This is a genomic window from Martinezella lusitana, from assembly GCF_010668395.1.
GTDB lineage: Bacteria > Pseudomonadota > Alphaproteobacteria > Rhizobiales > Rhizobiaceae > Rhizobium > Rhizobium lusitanum_A.
Window position 1 is genome coordinate 28,020 of record NZ_WUEY01000032.1, and the last position, 21,036, is coordinate 49,055.

The following is a 21,036-nucleotide window of genomic DNA, read 5'->3' on the forward strand; positions in this document are numbered from 1 at the left end:
GTCTCGCCCCGACGCGAGGACCCTGCCTCAAAGCATCTTAACAGCTTCCAGAATGGTGCTGCGAAACCACCGATCCTCGGCCGTCGGCGCACTATGGTCCCACCAGTGCAGCCGCACCTCGAATGCTGGAAGTGGCAACGGCATGTCCGTGGAGGCAACACGTCCCATCGCGGCAAAAGCGCTCGCAATCCGACTTGGCACGGCGGCGAGATAGTTGCTATTCGCAATGATGGCCTCCAGTACACCGAGATTGGGCAGGCGCAGTGCTACCTTGGGAGCGAATTTCGCTTCACGCCAATAGGTCTCGACAATATGGTGGCCGGTCGAGCCGGCCACGGCGACGTGGGTTTCGGCGAGGTAGGCGTCGAGTGTCATCGAACGTCCGACGCGCGGATGCCCGATGCGATGGATGCACTGATAGCGTTCGGTGAAGAGCGACACCCAGCGGGCATCGGCGAGTTGCGGCAAGGCGAGGCAAATCGCGGCGTCCGCCTTACCGTGGAACAGCCAGTCTCGGACCGTATCTATGTGGACGGTGAGCACGTCCAGGCTGACCAAGGGAGCTTTTGTGGCAAGCGCCTGCATGATGGCGGGCAGGAAGGCGATCTCGCCAAAATCGGTCATCGCGAGCCGGAACGTCCGTCGCGATTGCGTAGGGTCGAACGCAAGAACACGCGCCACTGCCGTCTCCACCGAACTCAGGGCACCCTGAAAGGAAGGATAGAGTTCTTCCGCCAGCGCGGTCGGCGTCATGCCCTGGCGGACGCGCGTGAAGAGCGGGCTGCGCAGCAGGTCGCGCAGGCGGGCCAGCCCATGACTGACGGAGGGTTGAGTGACGTTCAGCCGCTCAGCCGCCGCACTGACGCTGCCGGTCTCATAGACCGCCACAAACACCCGCACAAGGTTCAGATCCACATCGGCCATGCCTGGAATATAGACGAAAGTAATATCTAAATCAAAATTCACTTCATTGGATTCATGAATGAGCGGGGCGTACCTTTTTTCGAAAGTAAAGCAAGGAGGCTTCACCATGAAGACGGTTCGAGAAGTCAGCTACGAGATCCTCCGCCAGGAGGCGATGACCACCATTTTCGGCAATCCCGGCTCGAACGAGCTGCCGTTCCTCCAGGATTTCCCGTCGGACTTCCGATATATCCTCGGTCTGCATGAGGGCGCGGTCATCGGCATGGCCGACGGCTACGCCCAGGCGACCGGACGGCCTATACTGGTCAATCTGCATTCCGCGGCCGGCACCGGCAATGCGATGGGGGGCCTCGCCAATGCCTGGAACGCCCATTCGCCGCTAGTGGTCACCTCGGGTCAGCAGATCCGCGCCATGGTCGGCGTCGAGGCGCTGCTGACCAACATCGACGCCACGCAATTGCCGCGGCCACTCGTCAAATGGTCGGCCGAGCCGGCACGCGCCGAGGATGTCCCGCTCGCCATGAGCCGTGCGATCCACCTGGCCAGTCTCCCGGCACCCGGTCCGGTCTACCTCTCCATTCCCTACGATGACTGGTCGAGGCCGTCGGACCCTGAATCCGCCCGTCTGATCGGGCGGCGCGTTACAGCGGCCGGTCTGCCGGACAATGCCACCATCGCGGCGCTGATCGAGCGGATCGAAGGCAGCACCAATCCCGTGATCGTGCTCGGTCCCGATGTCGATGCCGCCCGCGCCAATGGCCATGCGGTGCGCCTTGCCGAGCGGCTGAACGCGCCGGTCTGGGTCGCCCCTTCCGCGCCGCGCTGCCCGTTCCCGACAACGCACCCGCTGTTCCGCGACCTGCTGCCGGCCGGCATCGCGGCGATTTCCGAACGGCTGGCAGGTCATGACCTCGTACTGGTCTTCGGTGCACCGGTCTTCCGCTATCACCAATACGATCCCGGCCAGTTCCTGCCGACAGGCGCATCTCTCATCGCCGTGACCTGCGATCCCGACGAGGCCGTTCGCGCCCCGATGGGCGATGCGATCGTCGGCGACGTTGGTGCGATCCTTGCCGCACTTGCGGATCGCGTTGCGCAGAGCGCCCGCCCGGCGCCGGAGCTACGCAAACTGTTCGCGAAGCTGCCGGTCAGCACCGGCTCCATCCAGCCGCGCCGCGTTTTCGACATGATCGATGACCTCGCGCCGAGCGACGCCATCTATGTCAACGAATCGACGCTGACCACCGCGGATATGTGGCAGCGGCTGCGCATGGATCAGCCCGGAAGCTATTATTTCGCGGCGGCTGGCGGCCTCGGCTTCGCCATGCCGGCATCGATTGGCATCCAGTTGGCCGAACCCGACCGGCAGGTGATCGCCGTCATCGGCGACGGCTCGGCCAATTATAGCATCACCTCGCTATGGACCGCCGCGCAGCATGATGTGCCGGTCATCTTCGTCATCATGAAGAACGGCATCTACGGCGCCCTGCAATGGTTCGCCGGCGTGCTTGGCGCCAACTATGTGCCGGGGCTGGAGGTGCCAGGGATCGATTTCGTGTCGCTGGCGCAAGGCTATGGCCTTTCGGCCAGCCGCGCGGAAACCGACGCGCAGTTCCAGCAGGCATTCGCCGCCGCGCTCCAGGCCCGCATGCCGACGCTGATCGAAGTCACCACCGCGGCGAAGGAGGCATGAGATGGCCACGCCTTTCAATGTCGCGGGCTATCGTCGCCTCGGCCGCCGTCGCCTGCCGCGCATGGTGTTCGACTATCTCGAAGGCGGAGCCGATGACGAAGCCGGGCTCCGGCACAATCACGCCGCCATCCAAGCATCGCGCTTCGCACCTCATCGGTTGGCCGATGTGAGCAAACGAGATCTGTCGACCACGCTGTTCGGCCGCCAAGTCTCCATGCCGCTGGTCATCGCGCCCACGGGCCTCAACGGCATCTTCAGGCATGAGGGTGATCTCAAGCTCGCCCGTGCGGCCGAGCGTGCCGGCATTCCCTTCGCGCTTTCAACCGCATCGAACATGAGCATCGAGGAGATCGCGCAGCGCTCGGGCGGAGAGCATTGGTTCCAGCTCTACGTCGTCCAACGCGATCTGGCCGACGCATTCACCCGCCGCGCCTGGGACAGTGGCTATCGCACGCTGGTGCTGACCACCGACGTCGCGGTGAACGGCAATCGCGAGCGTGACCTGCGCAATCATTTTGATGTCCCAGCGCGCTACACGCCTCGCACGATTCTCGACGGTGCCACGCATCCACGCTGGTCGCTCGACTTCCTGCTGCACGGCGTGCCGCAACTCGCCAACTTCGTTTCAGCACAAGCGAACGATGTGAACGCGCAGGCCGCACTGATGTCGCGCCAGATGGACGCCAGCTTCGATTGGGACGCGCTCGCGCGGTTGCGCGAGAATTGGCACGGTACGTTGATCGTCAAGGGAATCCTGCGCCCGGAGGATGCACAGAAATGCGCAACACTGGGCGCTGACGGGATCATCCTGTCCAATCACGGCGGGCGGCAGCTCGACGGCGCGATCGCGCCGATCGAGTGCCTGCCGGCGGTGTGCGCGGCGACCAATCTTCCCGTCCTCGTCGACAGCGGCTTCCGCCGCGGCGAGGACATCGTGAAGGCGTTGTGCCTGGGGGCCAGTGCTGTCCTCATGGGTCGCGCGACTCTTTATGGCCTCGCTGCACACGGCGAGCGCGGAGTGATCAGCGTGCTGGACCTACTGCGTGCCGAGATGGATCGCACTCTTGCGCTTATCGGACGCGCCTCGACCGCGGACCTGAAGCCAGACGATCTCTGGTCGCCGCATTGATGCCCGCTCGCAGACCGAGACCGGCTCGGACCTGCCGGTGGCGCCGGGGCCGCCTTCGCCCCTAAAGCTGAAGGAGACTGACAATGGCTTACGTGACAACCAGGGACGGAACCGAGATCTTCTACAAGGACTGGGGCTCCAAGGACGCCCAGCCGATTATGTTCCACCACGGCTGGCCGCTTTCGGCCGACGACTGGGACGCGCAAATGCTGTTTTTCCTCGCCAACGGCTATCGCGTCGTCGCGCATGATCGCCGTGGTCACGGCCGATCCTCCCAGACCGATCTCGGTCATGACATGGATCATTATGCCGCCGACGCAGCAGCTGTGGCCGAACATCTCGACCTGAGGAACGCCGTCCATATCGGCCACTCGACCGGCGGCGGCGAGGTCGCCCGATACGTCGCCAAATACGGCGAGCCGCAGGGCCGCGTCGCCAAGGCCGTGCTGGTCAGCGCAGTGCCTCCGTTGATGCTCAAGACCGACGGCAATCCCGAAGGCACGCCCATCGAGGTGTTCGACAGCTTTCGCACGGCATTGGCCGCCAACCGCACGCAGTTTTTCATCGATGTGCCGTCCGGCCCGTTCTACGGCTTTAACCGCCCGGGAGCGCAGGTGTACGACTCGGTTATTCGCAACTGGTGGCGCCAGGGCATGATGGGCAGCGCGCTCGCCCATTACGAAGGCATCAAGGCTTTTTCCGAGACAGATCAGACCGAGGATCTGAAGACTATCACCGTGCCAACGCTGGTGCTGCAGGGCGATGATGATCAGGTGGTCCCTTACAAGGATGCCGCGCTGAAGCAGATCAAGCTGCTGCGGAATGGCACCTCGAAAATCTATCCGGGCTATCCGCACGGCATGCTCACGACCCACGCCGATGTCATCAACCCGGATCTGCTCGCATTCGTGCGCGTTTGAGTGACGCCGATCATGGGCCGGCCAGGCGCTGGCCCACGACGCGATCCGCGGACGAAGCTCGTCCCGAGCCAGTTCATCGCCGAATATGAAGGGGACCCGCTGGCACCAGCGCGTCTGAAGGAAAGGCCTCATCTACACAGTAAGAAAGGAACATTCCGATGACGATCAATAGACGCAGCTTCATGAAGACAGCCATTGCCGCCGGCGCGGTCGCCGCTTCCGGTGGCACAATGGCTCAGGCGCTTTCCGGCACGAGAGCCCGCAATGTTGTGCTCGTGCATGGCCTGTTCGCCGATGGTTCGTCCTGGTCCGAGGTGATCCCGCGCCTGCAGGCGCGCGGGCTGAATGTCACCTCGGTGCAGAACCCGCTAACTACGCTTCCCGACGCAGTCGCCGCGGCGCGGCGGGCGCTGGACCGACAGGACGGGCCGACCGTGCTTGCCGGCCATAGTTTCTCGGGAATGATCGTTACCGAAGCGGGTATGCATCCCAACGTGTCCGCACTGGTCTATATCGCCGCGCGGGCACCCGACGCTGATGAGGATTATGGCGCGCTCGCGAAGAAATTCCCGACGCCGCCTGCCAGCGCCGGCATCGTCTTCGACGGCGACGAAGGACGGTTGAGCGAGGAAGCCTTCCTGCGCGATTTCGCGGGCGACCTTCCAGAGGCAAAGGCGCGGGCACTCTACGCGGTTCAATGGCCGTTTCACAAGGAACTGCTCGCAGGACGCACCACCAATGCTGCCTGGCGCAGCAAGCCCAGTTACTATGCGGTTTCGACCAAGGATCGGACCATTGATCCCGATCTCGAACGCTTCATGGCCAAGCGCATGGGGGCGACAACGATCGAACTCGACGCCAGCCATGTGTCGTTGATTTCGCATTCGAAGGAGATCGCCGACCTTATTTGGGATGCTGTGGGTGTATGAATGTGACCAACATGGCACACGGCGGAGCAGCCCGCGAGTACCAATGGATATTGCTCGGCTTCGGTGAGGCGCACACCGGCATGATTGCGCTCAAACAAACTGGAGCCGATTTACTATTCCAAATCGCGAACACATCGGCTGATCGTGGATCGTTGCACGCCCAGTGCAGCTGCAACGCGTCGAAAACTACCTTTCTCCGCTGCCTCCACGAAATGGCGGTGAGATAGTCTGCAGTCTTTGCAAGCGCTGATTGTCGTCAAAATGACGGATGGTAGAGCAACCTATCGGGGCGGGTTGATGGCCGGTATTACGTCCACCCGTCAAGCCGCACTGCCGAATGCACCCAACTTGGGATTATCGCGTTCGCAAAATGTTTCCATTGCGCCGCAAAATGCTAATGTGACACAACCTGAAAGAGAACAAAACGTGATGCGCGCCTCTGTCGGCAACGGAGAGACGTAATGACCGACCATTCCATGCTCTTCAGTGCGCCAATGATCGGCGCCGAGCCTGCCGATATGCTGAGGATTTTACCAAGGCTGGCACTTAGAAGCGGACGGACGAACTCAAACAGTCGCTTGGCTTGGAATGATGCGTCGCCTTGCGGATCAAACTGTTAGCGTCGCGGCATGCAGCGCGACAACTAAGATGAGACGCGTATGCCTCATCGGAGAATGCCTCCGAACGGATAGCATATTGCCTCACCAGAATGCTCCCATCCTCCGGTGAGCTCTGGTAGCTGTTCAGCTTTGCCAGGTTCGATTCCGAAGATTATTCTATGCGCGCGCTCGCGGCGCCAGCCTTTCACCCGTGGTTGCACCGTACGGATTAGTCCATCAGGATACTCACCTGGATAAATGCTTTGAAGCCGCTCCCGTAGCTCCCGACCGGTTCTCCATGGCTCGTCTTCAAACCATGTGTAAAGATCATTTGTGACGTTAACCAGCGGGTCGAGCCGCCGTCGCTCACGTTTTAGTTTTGGCTTCGCTTTCGCTGTCGGACGAACTTCGGCTTCTGTCCACGCGATACGCAGGCTTTGCAAAAAGCTCTCGATATTAGGAGCCTCGGTTGACGGTGTTCCCTGGTGCGCGATGTCGGCGAACCGCTGTTGTCCTGCACGAATGTCGCGGAGGAGCTTCACAAGGTCGAATTGCTCGCGCATGCGCAACAAGCGGTTGCATACCTCCACCGCCGCCCGTGCATCCGACAAGAGCCGATGATGTGGCGTTGCAGGAGAAGAATATAGCTTCTTAAGCATCGCGCCATTTCGCCGCTTTTCCAGCAATTTAAACGAAAGTTGAAAGAAGTTCACGAACAAGCGCACAGAACGATAAAGCTCCGCGAGTATCGCCGCAGCTTCAACGCCTTCATACCGATGATAGCCAACGATACGCCGGATTACCGATCCATTTTTCTGTTCCACATAAGCCTGATCATTTTTGCGGTATGGGCGACAGCGAGCGAATTCGATATCTGAATTAACGCAATAGTCCCTGATCGTCTCGTTGATAAATACGCTATCGTTGTCCGTATCAATGCCAAGCAGCAGGAACGGCATTAAGCGGCGAAGCTCGGTCAAAACCTCCGTCAAAAGCTTCTGTTCGCGCACAACTGGAGAATGCCCATGCTGGAGAATTCCGATGTGCCGATGCAGAAGCTCCCGATCGCCTGGGCGAGCAGGGCCAGCCGGCCACGCGCTTTTTGATTGTCTTCCATTGCAGTTCTTCCAGAGCTGGCGCGCAGAGGCATGCTGGCGTGCCCGAAGACACGCCAGGTCATCTTCCGCGTTCTTGCTGACGTATCCGGGACGGGTTGGAGGATATTCAGCCCGTCGTTTCGATACCCCGGCTATTCAGCCGGGAAATCCGTGGCAAGACCCGCCTCACGCCATGCCGCGACCTCTTCAAGAGCCGCATTGAGGCGCTTCGCCACCTGGTCGACGCCGAAGGCGCCGAACACGAAATGCCGAGGCGCATCCTCCCTGCCGGCAATGGCGATGATGGCGGCAGCGGCGCGGGCCGGATCACCCGGCTGCTTGCCGCTCACCTGTTTGGTGCCCGCAAGGCGAACGCCGGCGGTCTCGGCATAATCAGCGATCTTGTTCGGCGTCTGGGTCATGGAGCGTCCGGCCCAGTCGGTCCGGAACGGTCCGGGCTCGATGCAGGTGACCTTGATGCCCAACGGCTTGCCTTCCGCCGCGAGCGCGTCCGAGAAACCCTCGACCGCGTGCTTGCTGGTGGCGTAATAACCGGAACCCGGAAAGCCGATGATGCCAGCGACCGAGGTGATGTTGATCACATGTCCGCTTCGTTGATCGCGCATGAGCGGCAGGATTGCGCGTGTCATCGCAAAGAGACCGAAGACGTTCGCGTCGAACTGCCTGCGGATTTCCGCCTCCTCGCCTTCCTCGATCGTTGACATGTAACCGTAGCCGGCATTGTTCACGAGGATATCGACGCGGCCGAATTTCGCCTTCGCGGCCGCCACCGCCGCCTCGATTTCGTCGGGCTTGGTCACGTCGAGATCGAGAGCGAGCACTGTATCGTCATGGCCATTGGCGAGATCGGCCAGCCGCGCCTTGTCACGTGCCGTGGCAACCAGGCGGTCGCCCTTCGCGATAACCTGCCTGGCGAGTTCGTTGCCAAACCCGGTCGAGCAGCCGGTGATGAACCATACCGGTGAATTTTCCATCTCGTTTCTCCTTTTGATTGACCGAGGCGCATTGCGCCGAGGCCGAATGGATTTCTTGTCCTCGGTGGATATTCATGCCGCAGCGTCGAGCTGGGCGAACCCGTCATAGGGATGAAGAGCTTTGTGGATCAGTTCGTCCGTCGAGTACGGACCATGGCTGTCCGCCGTATTGATGAAATTCACACCGACCATTTTTACGGTTTCTTCTGGTTTCATTATCTGTAAGAGCCCGTGCCGGCTCGGACGGCGATGACAAGACCTGTCGTCAGGATGATCCGGCCGACGATCTGCAGCGTGGCCGTGGCATACCGCAAGAATGCGAGATCCGCGGCTTGAAGACCCGCCACTATCCCCTGTCGGGAGACGGCGAGATAGCCGCCCCATATGAGCGCGGCCAGACATCCATGGAGCCATCCCAGTCGGGTTCTACTCACGGCGTTTCGAGGCTCGGCGATCGTGACAGATGACATGTTCGGTTCCTTCCGGAAGCGATAGTACGTCTGTTGCTGGGAAATCGGCCCTCGGCAACATGTGCCGGAAGGCCGATCTATCGAAGTCAGGCCCAGCAATTGCCTGACGCCTGGCCATCCGTGAAGTCGGTCGACAATGTTACGTCCTTCCAGGCGTCGTATTCCGCCTTGAGATCGGCCAACTTCCTGTCGACAAGTGCTGCAGCATCCGATCCGAGCAGCAGATGGGCTGGCGGGTTGTCGCTGTTGGCGAGCCTTACCACCGCCTCGCCGAGCTTTGCCGGATTGCCGATCTGCTTGCCGCTCATCGACTGGCGTTTCTCGCGGATCGGGTCCATCAGGCTGTCATAGTCGTCGATCGCGCGCGGAGCGCGCTTCATCGAACGGCCGGCCCAGTCGGTGCGGAACGAGCCAGGCTCGACAGCCGTCACGGCGATCCCGAAGCCTTTAACTTCCTTGCCCAGCGCTTCCGACAGACCTTCGAGTGCGAACTTGGAGCCGTGATAGAAGCTCAGCTCACCCGAAAGGAATGGTCTCCCAGACAGGCCGACGGTTGTGCCGTTGCAATCCTACAAGTCGCTATAACGCGTTAAGTCGGGTCCGTTACCCCTTCCCGACGCCGGAACCGTTCAATCACCGTCGTATGATGGACAAGTCGATATAGCCGGTATCGCCACCTGCATAAAAGAATTCTTCACATGCGACGGCAAGCGACAGGTTTTGTGGAAAGTGTTCAATAAGGTTGGGGGTCGCCGAGCCGCTTTCGACTAACGCCGATGCACTCTTCTTCGCGAGACCTCCATTGACTGTCAATCTGCCGCGGCAGTGCTTGCGAAAGTAAGACGAAACATTCGAGAAAAGCGATGTGGCTGTGCCGTCCTCCGCCTTGAAATACTATCCATGAAAATAGGTGAGATCAAACTCGTTCAACCGCTCAAGAAGATAGCTATATGACCTCCACAAGCCGAAGGAGGAGGAGGCCAACCTTTAATCGACGTGCCCTGGTCACCCAAAGTAACCGCGATCATCGCAGCGAAGCATGCATTGAGGACTGGATCCGGCATGTTCCGCATGACGGAGTGCGAGCGATGTGCTCCTGGGGACGTTTTTGCGCCTTTGCGCACGAGCTGGAACGCAGAAGGAGGGGATGCGACGATATCGGTCGATGATACACCTCCTATGAAGTCGGACCCGGACCTCCCAGCGAAACGGTGGCCGTGCTATGAGCACCTGCTCGATCTGGGCTTGTTCGTCAAACGCTTCGGCCCATTCCAGCCTTCGCGCGGGCGCTTCCTCTCTTCTGCTACCGCAAATAACCGGAGAGCAAGATCAAGGAGATGCTCGACAAGATGTTGTGTCTGACGGTCCAGCTTGGGCTCCCATGCGCCATGATCACCGACGGGGATCGTCCATTGTCGTCGTTAACCGCGACTGTGGGGGGCTGGGCTCGTTCAGCTAATCGCCACGGCGCTTGTCGTGAATATGCGAAGAGGCAGGTCGAATTGGTGGGTTTACAGCAGAAGCCCTTTTAAAATAGAGCTAGGAAGACATTCTGACCGGGCGCTCGATATGGCTGACGATGTACTCAAAGGATTATTCCTTGCACACAGGCGCGAGTTGCAGGCCTATCTGACAAGGAAGCTTCGCGACGCAGACACGGCTGCCGACCTCACCCAGGAAACGTTTCTGCGTTACGCGGAACTTGCCTCGCCGGCCGGAGGAGCGATCTCCAACGAGCGGTCTTATCTCTACCGCACGGCCCACAATCTCGCGATCGATCACGTCCGCCAGAGCCAGCGCAGGAAGACCGATGCAACGCGCGATGATGACATGGCCGATATTGCGGACGACCGGCCGACACTGGAAGACGAGGCCGATGCCCGACTGCGGCTCGAGCGCCTCCACCTGCTGATCGGCGAGCTTCCCGAGCTGACGCGCAAGATCTTCATTCTCAATCGAATAGATGGGCTCACCTATTCACAGGTCGCGGCCCACCTGGGAATATCCGATAGCAGCGTCCAGAAGCATCTTTCCAAGGCCTTGCTGCACATCACCACACGGCTTCGGAAGTCGGCTGCAAAATAAAATCCCGCCACGCTTACCGGATAGGGCACCTCGAAGCGTCCTATGATTGCAGCGGTTCGAGTCGTGGTGAAACAGATACAGGATCCGGACGTGACAGACGCGGAAGAGGCAGGCAAGGAAATCGAGGAAGCGGCGGCCGAATGGGTTATTCGTCTTGGGGCGGAGCATGTCTCGCCAGACGAGCGCCTCCGTTTTGAGAGATGGGTTTCCGCCGATGCCCGCCATCGCGACGCCTTTGAACTTGCGAACCGCACATGGGGAGAGCTGGCGGGTCTCAAGCAGATCGTCGGAACGCAAGCCACGCGATCGATGCCGCGGCCATCTCACACGACACCAGCCTGTCCTCCGAAGCACCCATACCGATATCGGCCGGCGCTGGCGCTTGCCGCCACCCTTCTTCTCGCCATAGGCCTCGGCTTCTTCTGGTTTGGAAATCCATTTGCCCTGATGTCCGCCGATTATGCCACCGCCCCCGGCGAGCAAAAGACGGTAACGCTGACGGATGGAACCGTTGTCGACCTAGGCTCAAATTCTGCGCTGACTGTTGAGTTCGACCAGCACGAGCGGCGTGTCGAGCTGCTTTCCGGCAGGGCTTACTTCACCGCCGCTCCCAGAGCCGGCAACGAGACGCGTCCCTTTGTCGTTAAAAGCGGCATCGGAACGGCGCAGGCTGTCGGCACGCAATTTGCCGTCGACAATGGTGATGACGGCGTTGACGTGACCGTCGTCGAACACAGGGTGAAGGTTACAGTCAACGGACCCACCGATACCGCGCACGACGTGCTATTGTCGCCGGGTCAGGCCGTGCGATATTCGGCGGACGGTGTCCTCGGCGAGATCGAACAGAAAGATGTCGACCAACTGACCTCATGGAGGCGAGGCAAGCTTATCTTCAACGACGTCCCACTTTCCAAGGTTGTGGCCGAGCTGAACAGATATCGGCGCGGTCGGATCGTCATCACACGGGATTCGCTTGCGCGTCTTCATGTCAGCGGGGTTTTCGATACCAGCGACTTGGGAAATTCTCTTGCCCGGATTGCTACGGAGCTCCAGATTCGCACCATTTCGGTTCCACCGTTTGTCACCATACTCTATTGATTTTACTCAGTTAATTCAGCCAAATTAAAAAATTGCAAAAAACCTTACTGAAAAACATGACTGAAATCGTCCTATTTTAAGAAGCGTCCGAGGGGGACGCGAGACAGACGAATTCAGGGGCATTTCATGACAGTGAAGGGGAAGAGCCTTGTTCGCTCGGCTTTGGTTGGACTTGCAGGGGCGACAAGCACGACGGCGCTGCTATTGGGAATGACGTTTGCGAGCGGCGCTTCCGCGCAGAGTGCCACGAGCAAGGCTGCCGCCGAGCCTGCAACGATCGTGTTCAAGATCCCGGCTCAAAGTCTGAACGCCGCCATCCTTTCGTTCGCAGACAAGGCCGGTATCCAGGTCTTCTACGATACGGCGCGGGTGCAGGGACTGAAGAGCAGCGGCATAAGCGGTACGCTCACTCCTCAGGCCGCGCTCGGACGCATCCTGGCGGGAACAGGGCTCAGCTATCGCTTTACCGGCCCCAAAAGCGTGACGATCTCGGGATCGGAAGGCAATGGCAGCGCCTCCGCCACGGCAGGCGACGCGACCGCGCTTGCCCCCATCGTCGTGCAGGGAAGTGCGGAAAATGCCTGGGGGCCGATCCGCGGTTATGTGGCCACGCAAAGCGCGACGGGCACCAAGACCGACACGCCGCTCATCAAAACTCCGCAAACCATTTCAGTTGTCGGTCGCAAGGAAATAGAGACCCGCCAGGCCCAGAGCGTCAGTGATGCTCTGAGCTATGTTGCCGGCGTCGAGCAGCCGCTTGGTTCGGAATCACGCAGGGACAATCTCTACTCGCGCGGATTTCTTGCCAGCCAGTATCTCAACGGACTTCGCCTGACGGACGGCTCTTGGGGTATCAATCAGATCGACCCCTATCTTCTCGAAAGGGTCGAGCGGATCGGTGGGCCTGCTTCCGTATTGTACGGTCAGGCCTCGCCGGGCGGGATCATCAGCATGGTCAGCAAGATGCCGACCGAAGAGCCGTTCCACGAAGTTTCCATTCAGGGCGGCAATTATGACCATCTGCAAGGTATGTTCGATTTCAGCGGCCCCGTCGATCCGGAAGGGCAGTTTCTCTACCGGCTGACCGGGCTCGGGCGCTTGGCCGACGCGCAGGTCGACTTCACCAAGGACAGGCGGCTCGCCGTTGCGCCGGCGGTCACCTGGAAACCAGACGAAGATACGAAGCTCACGCTGCTTGGCAGCTATCAGTACGATCCGGATCTCGGCGAATATTATACCCTCCCCTCGCAGGGAACGGTTCTTCCCAATCCCAATGGCAGGATCCCGACAAGCCGCAACATCGGTGATCCGAGCTTCGACATCTATTCGAGGAAAAGCAGCACCATCGGCTATTCGTTCGAGCATAGCTTCAACGATTCGGTGACTGTTCGCCAGAACCTGCGCTACGGCAGCATGGATGCGAAATTCGGCGGCATACTTGCCTATGGGCTGCAACCGGATCTCAGGACGCTGAACCGCTACGCCCTGTACGATCGCGACCAGCTCGGCCAATTGACAGTCGATAATCAGGCCGAAGTCAAATTCGATACGGGCGATATCGAACACAAGCTCCTCGTGGGCCTGGACTATCAGCGCACGACGCTGGAGCAGACCTTTGGCATAGACTTCAGCGTGCCAACCTTGGACATTTTCAACCCGGTTTACAATCTGGGAATTTCCCAGCCTGCCATAACCGGTCATACCTATCAGACCCTTAGCCAGCTGGGTGTTTATGCCCAGGATCAGGTGACGTTGGACAGGCTGACCGTGGTCAGCGGCCTGCGTTACGATTGGACTGATACCGATACGGACGACCGGATCTCTGGTACGAGCCAGGACATCAAGGATCACAAGCCGACGGGGCGGCTGGGTGTTGTCTACCAATTCGACAACGGCATCGCACCCTATGCCAGCTATTCGACGTCGTTCCAGCCGACATCGGGAACGGACCGCTCCAGCAATCCGTTCAAGCCGACCGAAGGCAAGCAATACGAGATCGGCGTGAAATACCAGCCTGTCGGCTATGACAGCTTCATCACGCTTTCCGCATTCGATCTGCGTCAAACGAATGTCACGACGCCAGATACCTCCCCCGGAGGTACCGGTTTCTCGGTTCAAACCGGTGAAGTGCATTCAAGAGGCATCGAACTATCGGCCGTGGCCAGCCTCGACGACGATCTCAATCTGCGCTTCAGCTATGCCTATCTGCTCGCGGTGAATTCAAAGACAAACGACCCGACAACGCTTGACAAGCAGCTGGTCGGCACATCCAAGAACGCGGCTTCTCTGTGGCTCGACTACAAAGTGTCTTCCGGGCCGCTTAACGGCCTCGGGTTGGGCGCCGGGGTTCGTTATCGTGGCGATCGTTACGGCGATGATGCCAATACCTTCAAGGTACCCTCCTTCGCCCTGGTCGATGCGGCGATTTCCTATGATTTCGGTGCCGCAAATCCAAAGATGAAGGGTTGGAGGGCCGCGTTGAATGCCAGCAATCTCTTCGACAAGGAATATGTCGCAGCCTGCAATGGCGGGACGCTTTGCTACTACGGCGATCGCCGCAGCGTCTTGGGCACGCTGACTTACCAATGGTGATGCAAACGCGGCGGAGACATCTGTTGTCCCTTGCCGGTGGAGCGTACCTCGCGGTCCTCCCTCGGCAGGGCGTTTCCGCAACGTCTCCCGCTGCCAGGCGCATTGCCGTGCTGGATTGGACCCTGGCGGAGATGGCCCTGTCGTTAAATCTGGTTCCGGTAGCGCTCACGGAGGTGGCGGGCTATCGCGCCTGGGTTGGTGAGCCGCTGCTGCCGACCGATGTCGTCGAGCTCGGATTACGCGGCAATCCCAATCTCGAAATGCTGGTTCAGATCGCCCCGGATTTGATCCTCGCCAACGAAAACCAGGAAGCGTCCATATCGCTGCTGCCGCAGATCGCGCCCTGCCTGTCCGCATCCATCTACGCGGTCACGGGCTCGCCCTATATGCACGCGGCATCCGAACTGCGGCGGCTCGGCGGCAGGCTGGACCGCATCTCCGAAGCAGAGGCCGCCATCGCGACATCTGATCGCGCCATTGCAAGGGCGGCCGAGCAAGTGGCCGGCTTTTCGTGCCCTGTCTATCTCGCGCGTTTCGTCGATCCCGATCATCTGATGATCTTCGGCCGGAACAGCCTCTTTCAGGACGTTCTCGATCGCATGGGCGTTGCGAATGCCTGGCAGGGTGCGACAAGTGCCTGGGGTTTCGGGATTGTCGGCATCGATGCGCTTGTCTGCGAGAAAGAGGCGCATCTGCTCTATCTTGGCCTTGGGGCTCAGGATCTCGAACAGATCGCCGCCACGAGCGCTGTCTGGCGTAGCCTCGCCTTCGTCCGGCAAAAGCGGATCAGCATATTGCCGAGCATGTGGTTCTTTGGCGGTGTCGCAAGCGCCGGCCGCTTTGCAGATCATGCCGGCATGGCACTGGCGGAATCGAAATGACGATGCCAGCAACGCAATCAATACGGCCGACATGGCTTGCGCGTGGCGGCATCATCCCGTTGATAGCGCTCGCGCTCCTCGCCGTCGTTGCCAGTCTTTATAATCTGGAACGGGCTTTGCCGCTGGCGCAATGGTGGCAGGCGATGTTCGGCGGCGATCCCGACGATATCCGCCAGCTCGTTTTCCGCTACAGCCTAATACCTCGCTTCGCGATGGCCGTCATCGCCGGTGCATCTCTCGGCGGCTGCGGCGCGCTAATGCAACTTACCCTCAGGAATCCGCTCGCCGAACCGACGACGCTCGGCGTACCCGCAGGAGCGCAACTGGCCCTGGTCGCCTGCGGCCTTTGGTTTCCAGCACTGCCGGCCGCCAGCCGCGAAATAGCGGCCCTGATCGGGGCGTCGGCCGCGACACTAGTGGTACTGGCGCTGTCCTGGGACCGAGTACTCTCCCCCGCCAGATTGATTTCCGGTGGCCTGCTGATCTCGCTCTATTGCGGGTCATTTTCGGCGATCGCCCTGCTTCTCAATCAGGAGGCGTTGCAAGGGATCTACATTTGGGGTGCCGGATCCCTGGTGCAGAACGATTGGAACAAGGTTCTTCTCCTTCTGCCCTGGGTGGTGGGGCTCGGCCTGGTCGCCGTCACCATCATCCCCCGATCCCTAACAGTGCTTACACTCGGCGACGAGGGTGCGCGTGGCCTGGGATTGTCCGTCCGTAACGTGCGACTGGCCGCACTGGCGGTGACGGTCGTCGCAACGGCATTGGTGACGAGCGTCGTCGGCGTCATAGCCTTCGTCGGGCTTGCCGCGCCCGCGCTTGCCCGGCTGAGTGGCCGGCATGGTATTCGCGATCAAATCCTATGGTCGGCAGCCGCTGGGGCCGCCATGCTGCTGGCAACCGATCAACTGTTGCAACTGTTGCTGCCGCCCGGTGCCGGATTGCCGACAGGCATAGCAACGGCCGTGATCGGTGCTCCGATCCTGCTTGTTCTCATTCGTCGGATGAAAACGAGCGAAGCACCGCGACTGACCGAAGCCGCAGTCAGGCGATTACGCCATCCCCGCGTGGCATTATTCCTGCTTGTGCTATCGGTTGCGGTCCTGACCTTGCTTGCCGTCGAATGTGGGCACGGCCCGCAAGGATGGAGTTTCAGTGCCGCATCGGTCTTTCCGCAGCTCGACGCGCTACGGATGCCGCGCACGATGGCTGCACTGGCGGCAGGGGCACTGCTCGCTGTGGCGGGCATCATTATGAAGCGACTGACTGCGAATCCCCTGGCGTCGCCGGAAATCCTCGGCGTTTCCTCCGGGTCGAGCCTGGGGATAATCTCTCTACTCTTTCTCGTTCCTGCACCTGACATCGGCACACAGCTTGGCGCAGGAGCGATCGGTGCCCTCGCCATCCTGGTACCTATCGCCTTCTTCGGCCACAGGCAGAGCTTCTCGCCGGAGTCGATGATCTTGATCGGCATTACCGTCGGTACCCTGTTCAGCGCTATCGCGGCGCTGCTGATGATATCGGGCGATCCGCGCATGAGCGCGCTGCTTGCATGGCTATCAGGCAGCACTTACGGAATGACTCAAGCGCGAGCATCATTTCTCATAGCGAGCTGTCTTGCGCTGTTAGCGACATTGCCGCCGCTTGCCAGATGGCTGACGGTCCTGCCGCTCGGTACAGGTATGTCGCGCGCCGTCGGCCTGCATCTCAGCCTTTCACGCTTCATACTGATACTCCTCGCGGCGTTGATGACGTCAACCGCAACACTTGCCGTTGGGCCACTGACCTTTGTCGGCCTCCTAGCTCCGCATATGGCGACGAGAGCCGGCTTCCAGCAGCCTCTCCTCCAGTCCTATGCCGCAGCCGCCATCGGAGCGCTTGTCATGGTTGCCGCCGATTGGCTCGGCCGCAACGTGATATTTCCTTATGAGATCCCAGCAGGCTTGTTCGCCGCCATTGTCGGCGGTCCCTATCTCCTGAAACTGATGGCCGCAAGGGCGCGATGATGGGCGTCAAGCCGGAGGTTTTTGTGCAAGCAAGCTAAACGGAACCTGAGCTCCGACGCTACCCCGGACAACGCCATTGCGCCTTTTTGAAGAGAATACTGCCTTTTCCGGCCATTTTTTTGGTTCCGATAAGGGAACGAAGCGCTGCCGCGGCATGTCGTGCGGACCGTTGATGGCCACAAGCACCGGACCTGCCGGATTTTCTGCGCTCCCTTCAAAAAGGGGAGCCTCCTGAAACAACCATCGCCGGAATTGCCTTAGGTCGGAAGCCTATGGCATCCAGGACCGCGTGTCGCTCCAGTCGATGATCAGCTTCCGGTCGGCGAACAGCCACCGGCCGCCCTGGCGGGCAAACTCGTCATAATAACGGATCGACAGGATCTGAAGCTTCCGCTCACCATTCTCCTCATAAAGCTGGTGCGCCAGGCAATAGGATTCGCCGACACCGCGGTCGCCCTTAATCACGATGGTGCTTTGTCCGTTGAAGTGCGTGGTATGTATGTATTTGTTCAAAGCTCCCAACGCCTCGACGATGCCGGCAAAGCCGCGACGGGCTCCGATTGGCTGGTGCGTCATGGGATCGCCGTCGTAGATCGAGTAGCCGCCGTCCGCAGTGAATAGACCCGCCTGCTTTTCCGCCATCCTGCGGTCGGCGAAATGCGCCCAGGCATCGATCAGCTCGCGTATGGCGACGCGATCTGCCGCCTCGCCGGTGAGCGTGGTGGCCGTCAGCGAGGTGGTGTAGAGCATCTCTTGGGATAGTGAAGGCATCGTGATCTCCGAAGTGGTGTTGGCGGCGTTATCGGCTGCGTTCAGGCTTGCCGGTCGCAGCCCGGCGGCGGTAGCCACCGCGCCTGCCGTCAGAAGCAATGCCCGCCGGTCCAGGATGATTTTCGCTGACGCATCCATGATCAGTGTCCCAGCGTTTCCATCATGGCGGAGGAATACCGATCCCCGGTCGCGGCACCGATCGGAGCGGCCTCGTCGAGTGCAGCCAATTCATCGCTTGTCAGGATGATATCGGCGGCGGCAATATTCTCCTCAAGGTATTTCACCCGTCGTGTGCCGGGGATCGGCACAGTCCCGGCGTTCATCGTCCAGGCAATGGCAAGCTGGGATGGCTTGGCGCCCCTGCTCGCGGCGATCTCGGTGATGCGATCGACAAGGCGCAGGTTTGCCTGAAGGTTATCGCCCTGGAAGCGCGGATCGAACCGCCGGAAATCCGTCGGCGCGAGACTGTCCAGATTTTTCAGTTCGCCGGACAGGAAGCCACGGCCGAGCGGCGAATAGGAGACGAAGCCAATGCCCAGTTCGCGGATCGTCCCGAGCACGTCGTTGCACTCGACACCACGCTCGAACAATGAATATTCGGTCTGGACGGCGGTCAGCGGATGGATGGCATGCGCCTTTCTGATCGTCGCCGCCGACGCCTCGGAAACGCCGATCGTGCGGACCTTGCCTTCTCTCACGAGCATGGCCAAGGCGCCGATCGTCTCCTCGATCGGTGTTTCCGGATCGATCCGGTGCAGATAAAGAAGATCGATAAAGTCAGTCCCGAGACGCCGAAGCGATCCCTCGACGGCTGCCCGGACATACGCCGGTCTGCCGGTGACCACAGGTTTTCCATCCACCATCGCAAGCTTGCCGTCAGCCGTGAACTCGAACCCAACCTTGGTCGCCAGCACGACCTTGTCGCGTTTTCCGGCAAAGGCCTTGCCCAGCAATTCTTCGTTTGCAAAGGGGCCATAAACCTCGGCCGTGTCGAAGAACGTGACGCCAAGATCGAGCGCCCGGGCCAGGGTGCTCAGATTTTCCTGCTCGTCGCTCGGCCCATAGGTCGTGCTCATTCCCATGCAGCCCAGCCCTTGGGCGCTGACGACCAGTCCCTGACTGCCAAGTTGGACCTGTTTCATGCTTATTCTCCCTGACTCTATCGAGGATCGGCGGCTCCGCCGAGCGGATTGCCTTCCGGGGCGCAGGCTGTTTCGGCCAATGCGCGCTTCAACGGGATTGAAGCAGGCAGCAAGCCCAATGCGGTAGATCGATGATGGCAAACTCTTGCACGATCCTGTCAATGACGCTCGATTCATACGTCCTACCCTTGCCGGACAGTTCGATCGGTGATGGAATATCCAGTCATGGAACCCCTGATCGAGCTTCGAGAACGCATCATACGCCATACCGGCCCAGAGGAACTGGCCACGATCCCCACAGCCATAGGCGGCATGAAGCTCTCCATCTGCCGCACCACGACCGAACCGATCGGTCATGTCTATGAACCGGTGCTGGTGGTGGTCATTCAGGGGCAGAAGCAGACGGTGCTTGGCGAGCGCATTTTCGACTATGGCGTCGGACAATATCTCGTCGTCTCGGTCGATTTGCCGATCACCAGTCACATCGCCTTCGCCAACGAAGAGGAGCCATTCCTTGCCGTCGCCTTTACGTTGAGACCGGCATCGATCGCTTCCCTTCTTCTCGAAGCGATGATCTCGGAGGGCCCTCCTGTCGAGATTTCCGGTATGGGTGTCAGCCCGGCCCCGCCGGATCTGCTCGACGCCATCCTGCGGATGATCCGCCTGCTGGAAAGACCGAAGGACATCCCCATCCTTATGCCGGGCCTGGAGCGGGAAATCCTCTGGCGCCTGCTCAACGGCGACCAAGGCGGGCTTGTCCGCCAGATCGGCCTTGCCGACAGCCGCCTGTCACAGATCAGCCACGCGATCCGCTGGCTCCGCAGCCATTATGCCGAGATCATCCGGATCGAGGACATGGCCGAACGCGCCGGCATGAGCCTTTCGACGTTCCACCGCCATTTCCGCGCCGTCACCGCGATGACTCCTATCCAGTATCAGAAGCAGGTTCGGCTGCAGGAGGCGCGCATGCGCCTCATCGCCGAATCCGAAGACGTCGCATCGGTCGGCTTTTCCGTCGGCTACGACAGCCCGTCGCAGTTCAGCCGGGAGTACAGCCGGCTCTTTGGACTGCCGCCAGGGCGTGACGCAGATCGTCTCAGGCAGCTATCGCCTGAAAGGCGAGTTGCTATGTAATCATGGAATAAAAACGCCCCGCGCCACTTTTAACCGCAAAGGTCTTGATGGGATACGAACCGGCGGCGAGAATATCCAAACGAGTAGCAAATCCCTATTCAAAGGGGATATAAATGGTTCGAGAAATTGCCACCTCCAAGATCAACAGCTTCCTCCTAAATTGTGGGGAAGGGTGATTGGCGCTGGATTGTCTGCAATAACGAATTTCTCACGGAGCATTCCTCATGAGCAGGGATGTGGGCGGCGGCACTGTCGCAGTGATCGGCGTCTATGACGCGACCCAACTATCGTCCATGGTGTCGATGCCTCTTCGCTTCGTGGGCCGCCATCAGTTTCGCGCGCTGGCTGGCCGTCATGTCATGGCTGAAATCGGTCATTGCCCACAAGACGGCGACGGTCTCAAGCTGGCATGGATTGACGATGCCGGATCGAACGAGATTACTGAGCCGCACAGCAAAACCATCCAGACAATATTCGTTTTTGTCGAACCACGGCTGGCCCGTCACAAGACGAAAGACCCTATCCACGATCTCCAATTCTTTCGGACGCAGTGACCTACCCGATAGTCGCC

General features: G+C 60.1%; 20 protein-coding genes. 10 read left to right on the plus strand and 10 right to left on the minus strand.

Annotated elements, in window-relative coordinates; all coding sequences use genetic code 11:
• Window positions 1-27: 27 nt before the first annotated feature.
• Window positions 28-1,032: a LysR family transcriptional regulator gene (locus GR212_RS33750; protein ID WP_163993859.1), complete on the minus strand. Its 1,005-nt coding sequence runs from the start codon at window positions 1,030-1,032 to the stop codon at window positions 28-30.
• On the opposite strand from GR212_RS33750, the gene mdlC reads away from it, so the two are divergent.
• From mdlC to GR212_RS33770, 4 genes are all read left to right on the plus strand, one after another.
• A complete protein-coding gene (mdlC, locus tag GR212_RS33755) occupies window positions 1,031-2,617 on the plus strand; it encodes a benzoylformate decarboxylase (RefSeq protein WP_163993861.1) in 1,587 nt (528 codons plus the stop codon). The genes GR212_RS33750 and mdlC overlap by 2 nt on opposite strands.
• Window position 2,618: 1 nt before the next feature.
• Window positions 2,619-3,746: an alpha-hydroxy-acid oxidizing protein gene (locus tag GR212_RS33760; RefSeq protein ID WP_163993863.1), complete on the plus strand. Its 1,128-nt coding sequence runs from the start codon at window positions 2,619-2,621 to the stop codon at window positions 3,744-3,746.
• An 83-nt stretch (window positions 3,747-3,829) separates the two neighbouring features.
• Window positions 3,830-4,666: an alpha/beta fold hydrolase gene (locus GR212_RS33765; RefSeq protein WP_163993865.1), complete on the plus strand. Its 837-nt coding sequence runs from the start codon at window positions 3,830-3,832 to the stop codon at window positions 4,664-4,666.
• Between the two features lie 158 nt (window positions 4,667-4,824).
• Window positions 4,825-5,595, plus strand: coding sequence for an alpha/beta fold hydrolase (locus GR212_RS33770; RefSeq protein ID WP_163993868.1), 771 nt, complete (start codon window positions 4,825-4,827; stop codon window positions 5,593-5,595).
• 113 nt (window positions 5,596-5,708) lie between these two features.
• Here the strand turns inward: GR212_RS33770 and GR212_RS33775 are convergent, their stop codons facing one another.
• The 6 genes from GR212_RS33775 to GR212_RS33805 form a co-directional block, all read right to left on the minus strand.
• Entirely contained in the window at window positions 5,709-5,804 is a 96-nt protein-coding gene (locus GR212_RS33775) for a helix-turn-helix domain-containing protein (protein WP_348643593.1), read from the minus strand.
• Window positions 5,805-6,259: 455 nt separating this feature from the next.
• Complete coding sequence (locus tag GR212_RS33780; RefSeq protein WP_163993869.1) at window positions 6,260-7,174, minus strand: hypothetical protein; 915 nt, start codon at window positions 7,172-7,174, stop codon at window positions 6,260-6,262.
• An 8-nt stretch (window positions 7,175-7,182) separates the two neighbouring features.
• Window positions 7,183-7,374 carry a hypothetical protein gene (locus tag GR212_RS33785; protein ID WP_163993813.1) on the minus strand — a complete coding sequence of 64 codons (192 nt, stop codon included), beginning with the start codon at window positions 7,372-7,374 and terminating at the stop codon, window positions 7,183-7,185.
• Window positions 7,375-7,443: 69 nt separating this feature from the next.
• A complete protein-coding gene (locus tag GR212_RS33790; RefSeq protein ID WP_163993871.1) occupies window positions 7,444-8,286 on the minus strand; it encodes an oxidoreductase in 843 nt (280 codons plus the stop codon).
• A gap of 215 nt (window positions 8,287-8,501) precedes the next feature.
• Entirely contained in the window at window positions 8,502-8,756 is a 255-nt protein-coding gene (locus tag GR212_RS33800) for a hypothetical protein (protein ID WP_163993873.1), read from the minus strand.
• Between the two features lie 86 nt (window positions 8,757-8,842).
• Window positions 8,843-9,301 carry an SDR family NAD(P)-dependent oxidoreductase gene (locus GR212_RS33805; RefSeq protein ID WP_348643594.1) on the minus strand — a complete coding sequence of 153 codons (459 nt, stop codon included), beginning with the start codon at window positions 9,299-9,301 and terminating at the stop codon, window positions 8,843-8,845.
• A 1,024-nt stretch (window positions 9,302-10,325) separates the two neighbouring features.
• Between GR212_RS33805 and GR212_RS33810 the strand changes: the two genes are divergently transcribed.
• The 5 genes from GR212_RS33810 (at window position 10,326) to fhuB (ending at window position 17,418) form a co-directional block, all read left to right on the plus strand.
• Window positions 10,326-10,841, plus strand: coding sequence for an RNA polymerase sigma factor (locus GR212_RS33810; RefSeq protein ID WP_163993875.1), 516 nt, complete (start codon window positions 10,326-10,328; stop codon window positions 10,839-10,841).
• A gap of 90 nt (window positions 10,842-10,931) precedes the next feature.
• Window positions 10,932-11,939 carry a FecR domain-containing protein gene (locus GR212_RS33815; protein WP_163993877.1) on the plus strand — a complete coding sequence of 336 codons (1,008 nt, stop codon included), beginning with the start codon at window positions 10,932-10,934 and terminating at the stop codon, window positions 11,937-11,939.
• 126 nt (window positions 11,940-12,065) lie between these two features.
• Window positions 12,066-14,531, plus strand: coding sequence for a TonB-dependent siderophore receptor (locus GR212_RS33820; RefSeq protein WP_163993879.1), 2,466 nt, complete (start codon window positions 12,066-12,068; stop codon window positions 14,529-14,531).
• Between the two features lie 23 nt (window positions 14,532-14,554).
• Window positions 14,555-15,412 (plus strand): ABC transporter substrate-binding protein, encoded by an 858-nt coding sequence (locus GR212_RS33825; RefSeq protein ID WP_163993881.1) that lies wholly within the window; start codon window positions 14,555-14,557, stop codon window positions 15,410-15,412.
• Window positions 15,409-17,418, plus strand: coding sequence for a Fe(3+)-hydroxamate ABC transporter permease FhuB (gene fhuB, locus GR212_RS33830; protein WP_163993883.1), 2,010 nt, complete (start codon window positions 15,409-15,411; stop codon window positions 17,416-17,418). Before GR212_RS33825 ends, fhuB begins: the two co-directional genes overlap by 4 nt.
• Window positions 17,419-17,688: 270 nt before the next feature.
• Here the strand turns inward: fhuB and GR212_RS33835 are convergent, their stop codons facing one another.
• Window positions 17,689-18,327 carry a nuclear transport factor 2 family protein gene (locus GR212_RS33835; RefSeq protein WP_204326877.1) on the minus strand — a complete coding sequence of 213 codons (639 nt, stop codon included), beginning with the start codon at window positions 18,325-18,327 and terminating at the stop codon, window positions 17,689-17,691.
• A 2-nt stretch (window positions 18,328-18,329) separates the two neighbouring features.
• On the minus strand, window positions 18,330-19,331 hold the full coding sequence (locus GR212_RS33840) for an aldo/keto reductase (RefSeq protein ID WP_163993885.1): 1,002 nt from the start codon (window positions 19,329-19,331) through the stop codon (window positions 18,330-18,332).
• Between the two features lie 225 nt (window positions 19,332-19,556).
• On the opposite strand from GR212_RS33840, the gene GR212_RS33845 reads away from it, so the two are divergent.
• A complete protein-coding gene (locus tag GR212_RS33845) occupies window positions 19,557-20,465 on the plus strand; it encodes an AraC family transcriptional regulator (protein WP_163993887.1) in 909 nt (302 codons plus the stop codon).
• Between the two features lie 284 nt (window positions 20,466-20,749).
• On the opposite strand, the gene GR212_RS37000 is transcribed toward GR212_RS33845, so the two are convergent.
• Window positions 20,750-21,036, minus strand: a 287-nt coding sequence (locus GR212_RS37000; RefSeq protein WP_204326878.1) for a hypothetical protein, incomplete at its 5' end; no start/stop codon positions are given.

Coding starts and splice junctions, on each gene's coding strand:
- GR212_RS33820 (WP_163993879.1), top strand. CDS start 12,066: ATGACAGTGAAGGGGAAGAGCCTTGTTCGCTCGGCTTTGGTTGGACTT.
- GR212_RS33785 (WP_163993813.1), bottom strand. CDS start 7,374: ATGACCTGGCGTGTCTTCGGGCACGCCAGCATGCCTCTGCGCGCCAGC.
- mdlC (WP_163993861.1), top strand. CDS start 1,031: ATGAAGACGGTTCGAGAAGTCAGCTACGAGATCCTCCGCCAGGAGGCG.
- GR212_RS33750 (WP_163993859.1), bottom strand. CDS start 1,032: ATGGTGAAGCCTCCTTGCTTTACTTTCGAAAAAAGGTACGCCCCGCTC.
- GR212_RS33790 (WP_163993871.1), bottom strand. CDS start 8,286: ATGGAAAATTCACCGGTATGGTTCATCACCGGCTGCTCGACCGGGTTT.
- GR212_RS33835 (WP_204326877.1), bottom strand. CDS start 18,327: ATGGATGCGTCAGCGAAAATCATCCTGGACCGGCGGGCATTGCTTCTG.
- fhuB (WP_163993883.1), top strand. CDS start 15,409: ATGACGATGCCAGCAACGCAATCAATACGGCCGACATGGCTTGCGCGT.
- GR212_RS33810 (WP_163993875.1), top strand. CDS start 10,326: ATGGCTGACGATGTACTCAAAGGATTATTCCTTGCACACAGGCGCGAG.
- GR212_RS33800 (WP_163993873.1), bottom strand. CDS start 8,756: ATGTCATCTGTCACGATCGCCGAGCCTCGAAACGCCGTGAGTAGAACC.
- GR212_RS33840 (WP_163993885.1), bottom strand. CDS start 19,331: ATGAAACAGGTCCAACTTGGCAGTCAGGGACTGGTCGTCAGCGCCCAA.
- GR212_RS33845 (WP_163993887.1), top strand. CDS start 19,557: ATGGAACCCCTGATCGAGCTTCGAGAACGCATCATACGCCATACCGGC.
- GR212_RS33760 (WP_163993863.1), top strand. CDS start 2,619: ATGGCCACGCCTTTCAATGTCGCGGGCTATCGTCGCCTCGGCCGCCGT.
- GR212_RS33770 (WP_163993868.1), top strand. CDS start 4,825: ATGACGATCAATAGACGCAGCTTCATGAAGACAGCCATTGCCGCCGGC.
- GR212_RS33765 (WP_163993865.1), top strand. CDS start 3,830: ATGGCTTACGTGACAACCAGGGACGGAACCGAGATCTTCTACAAGGAC.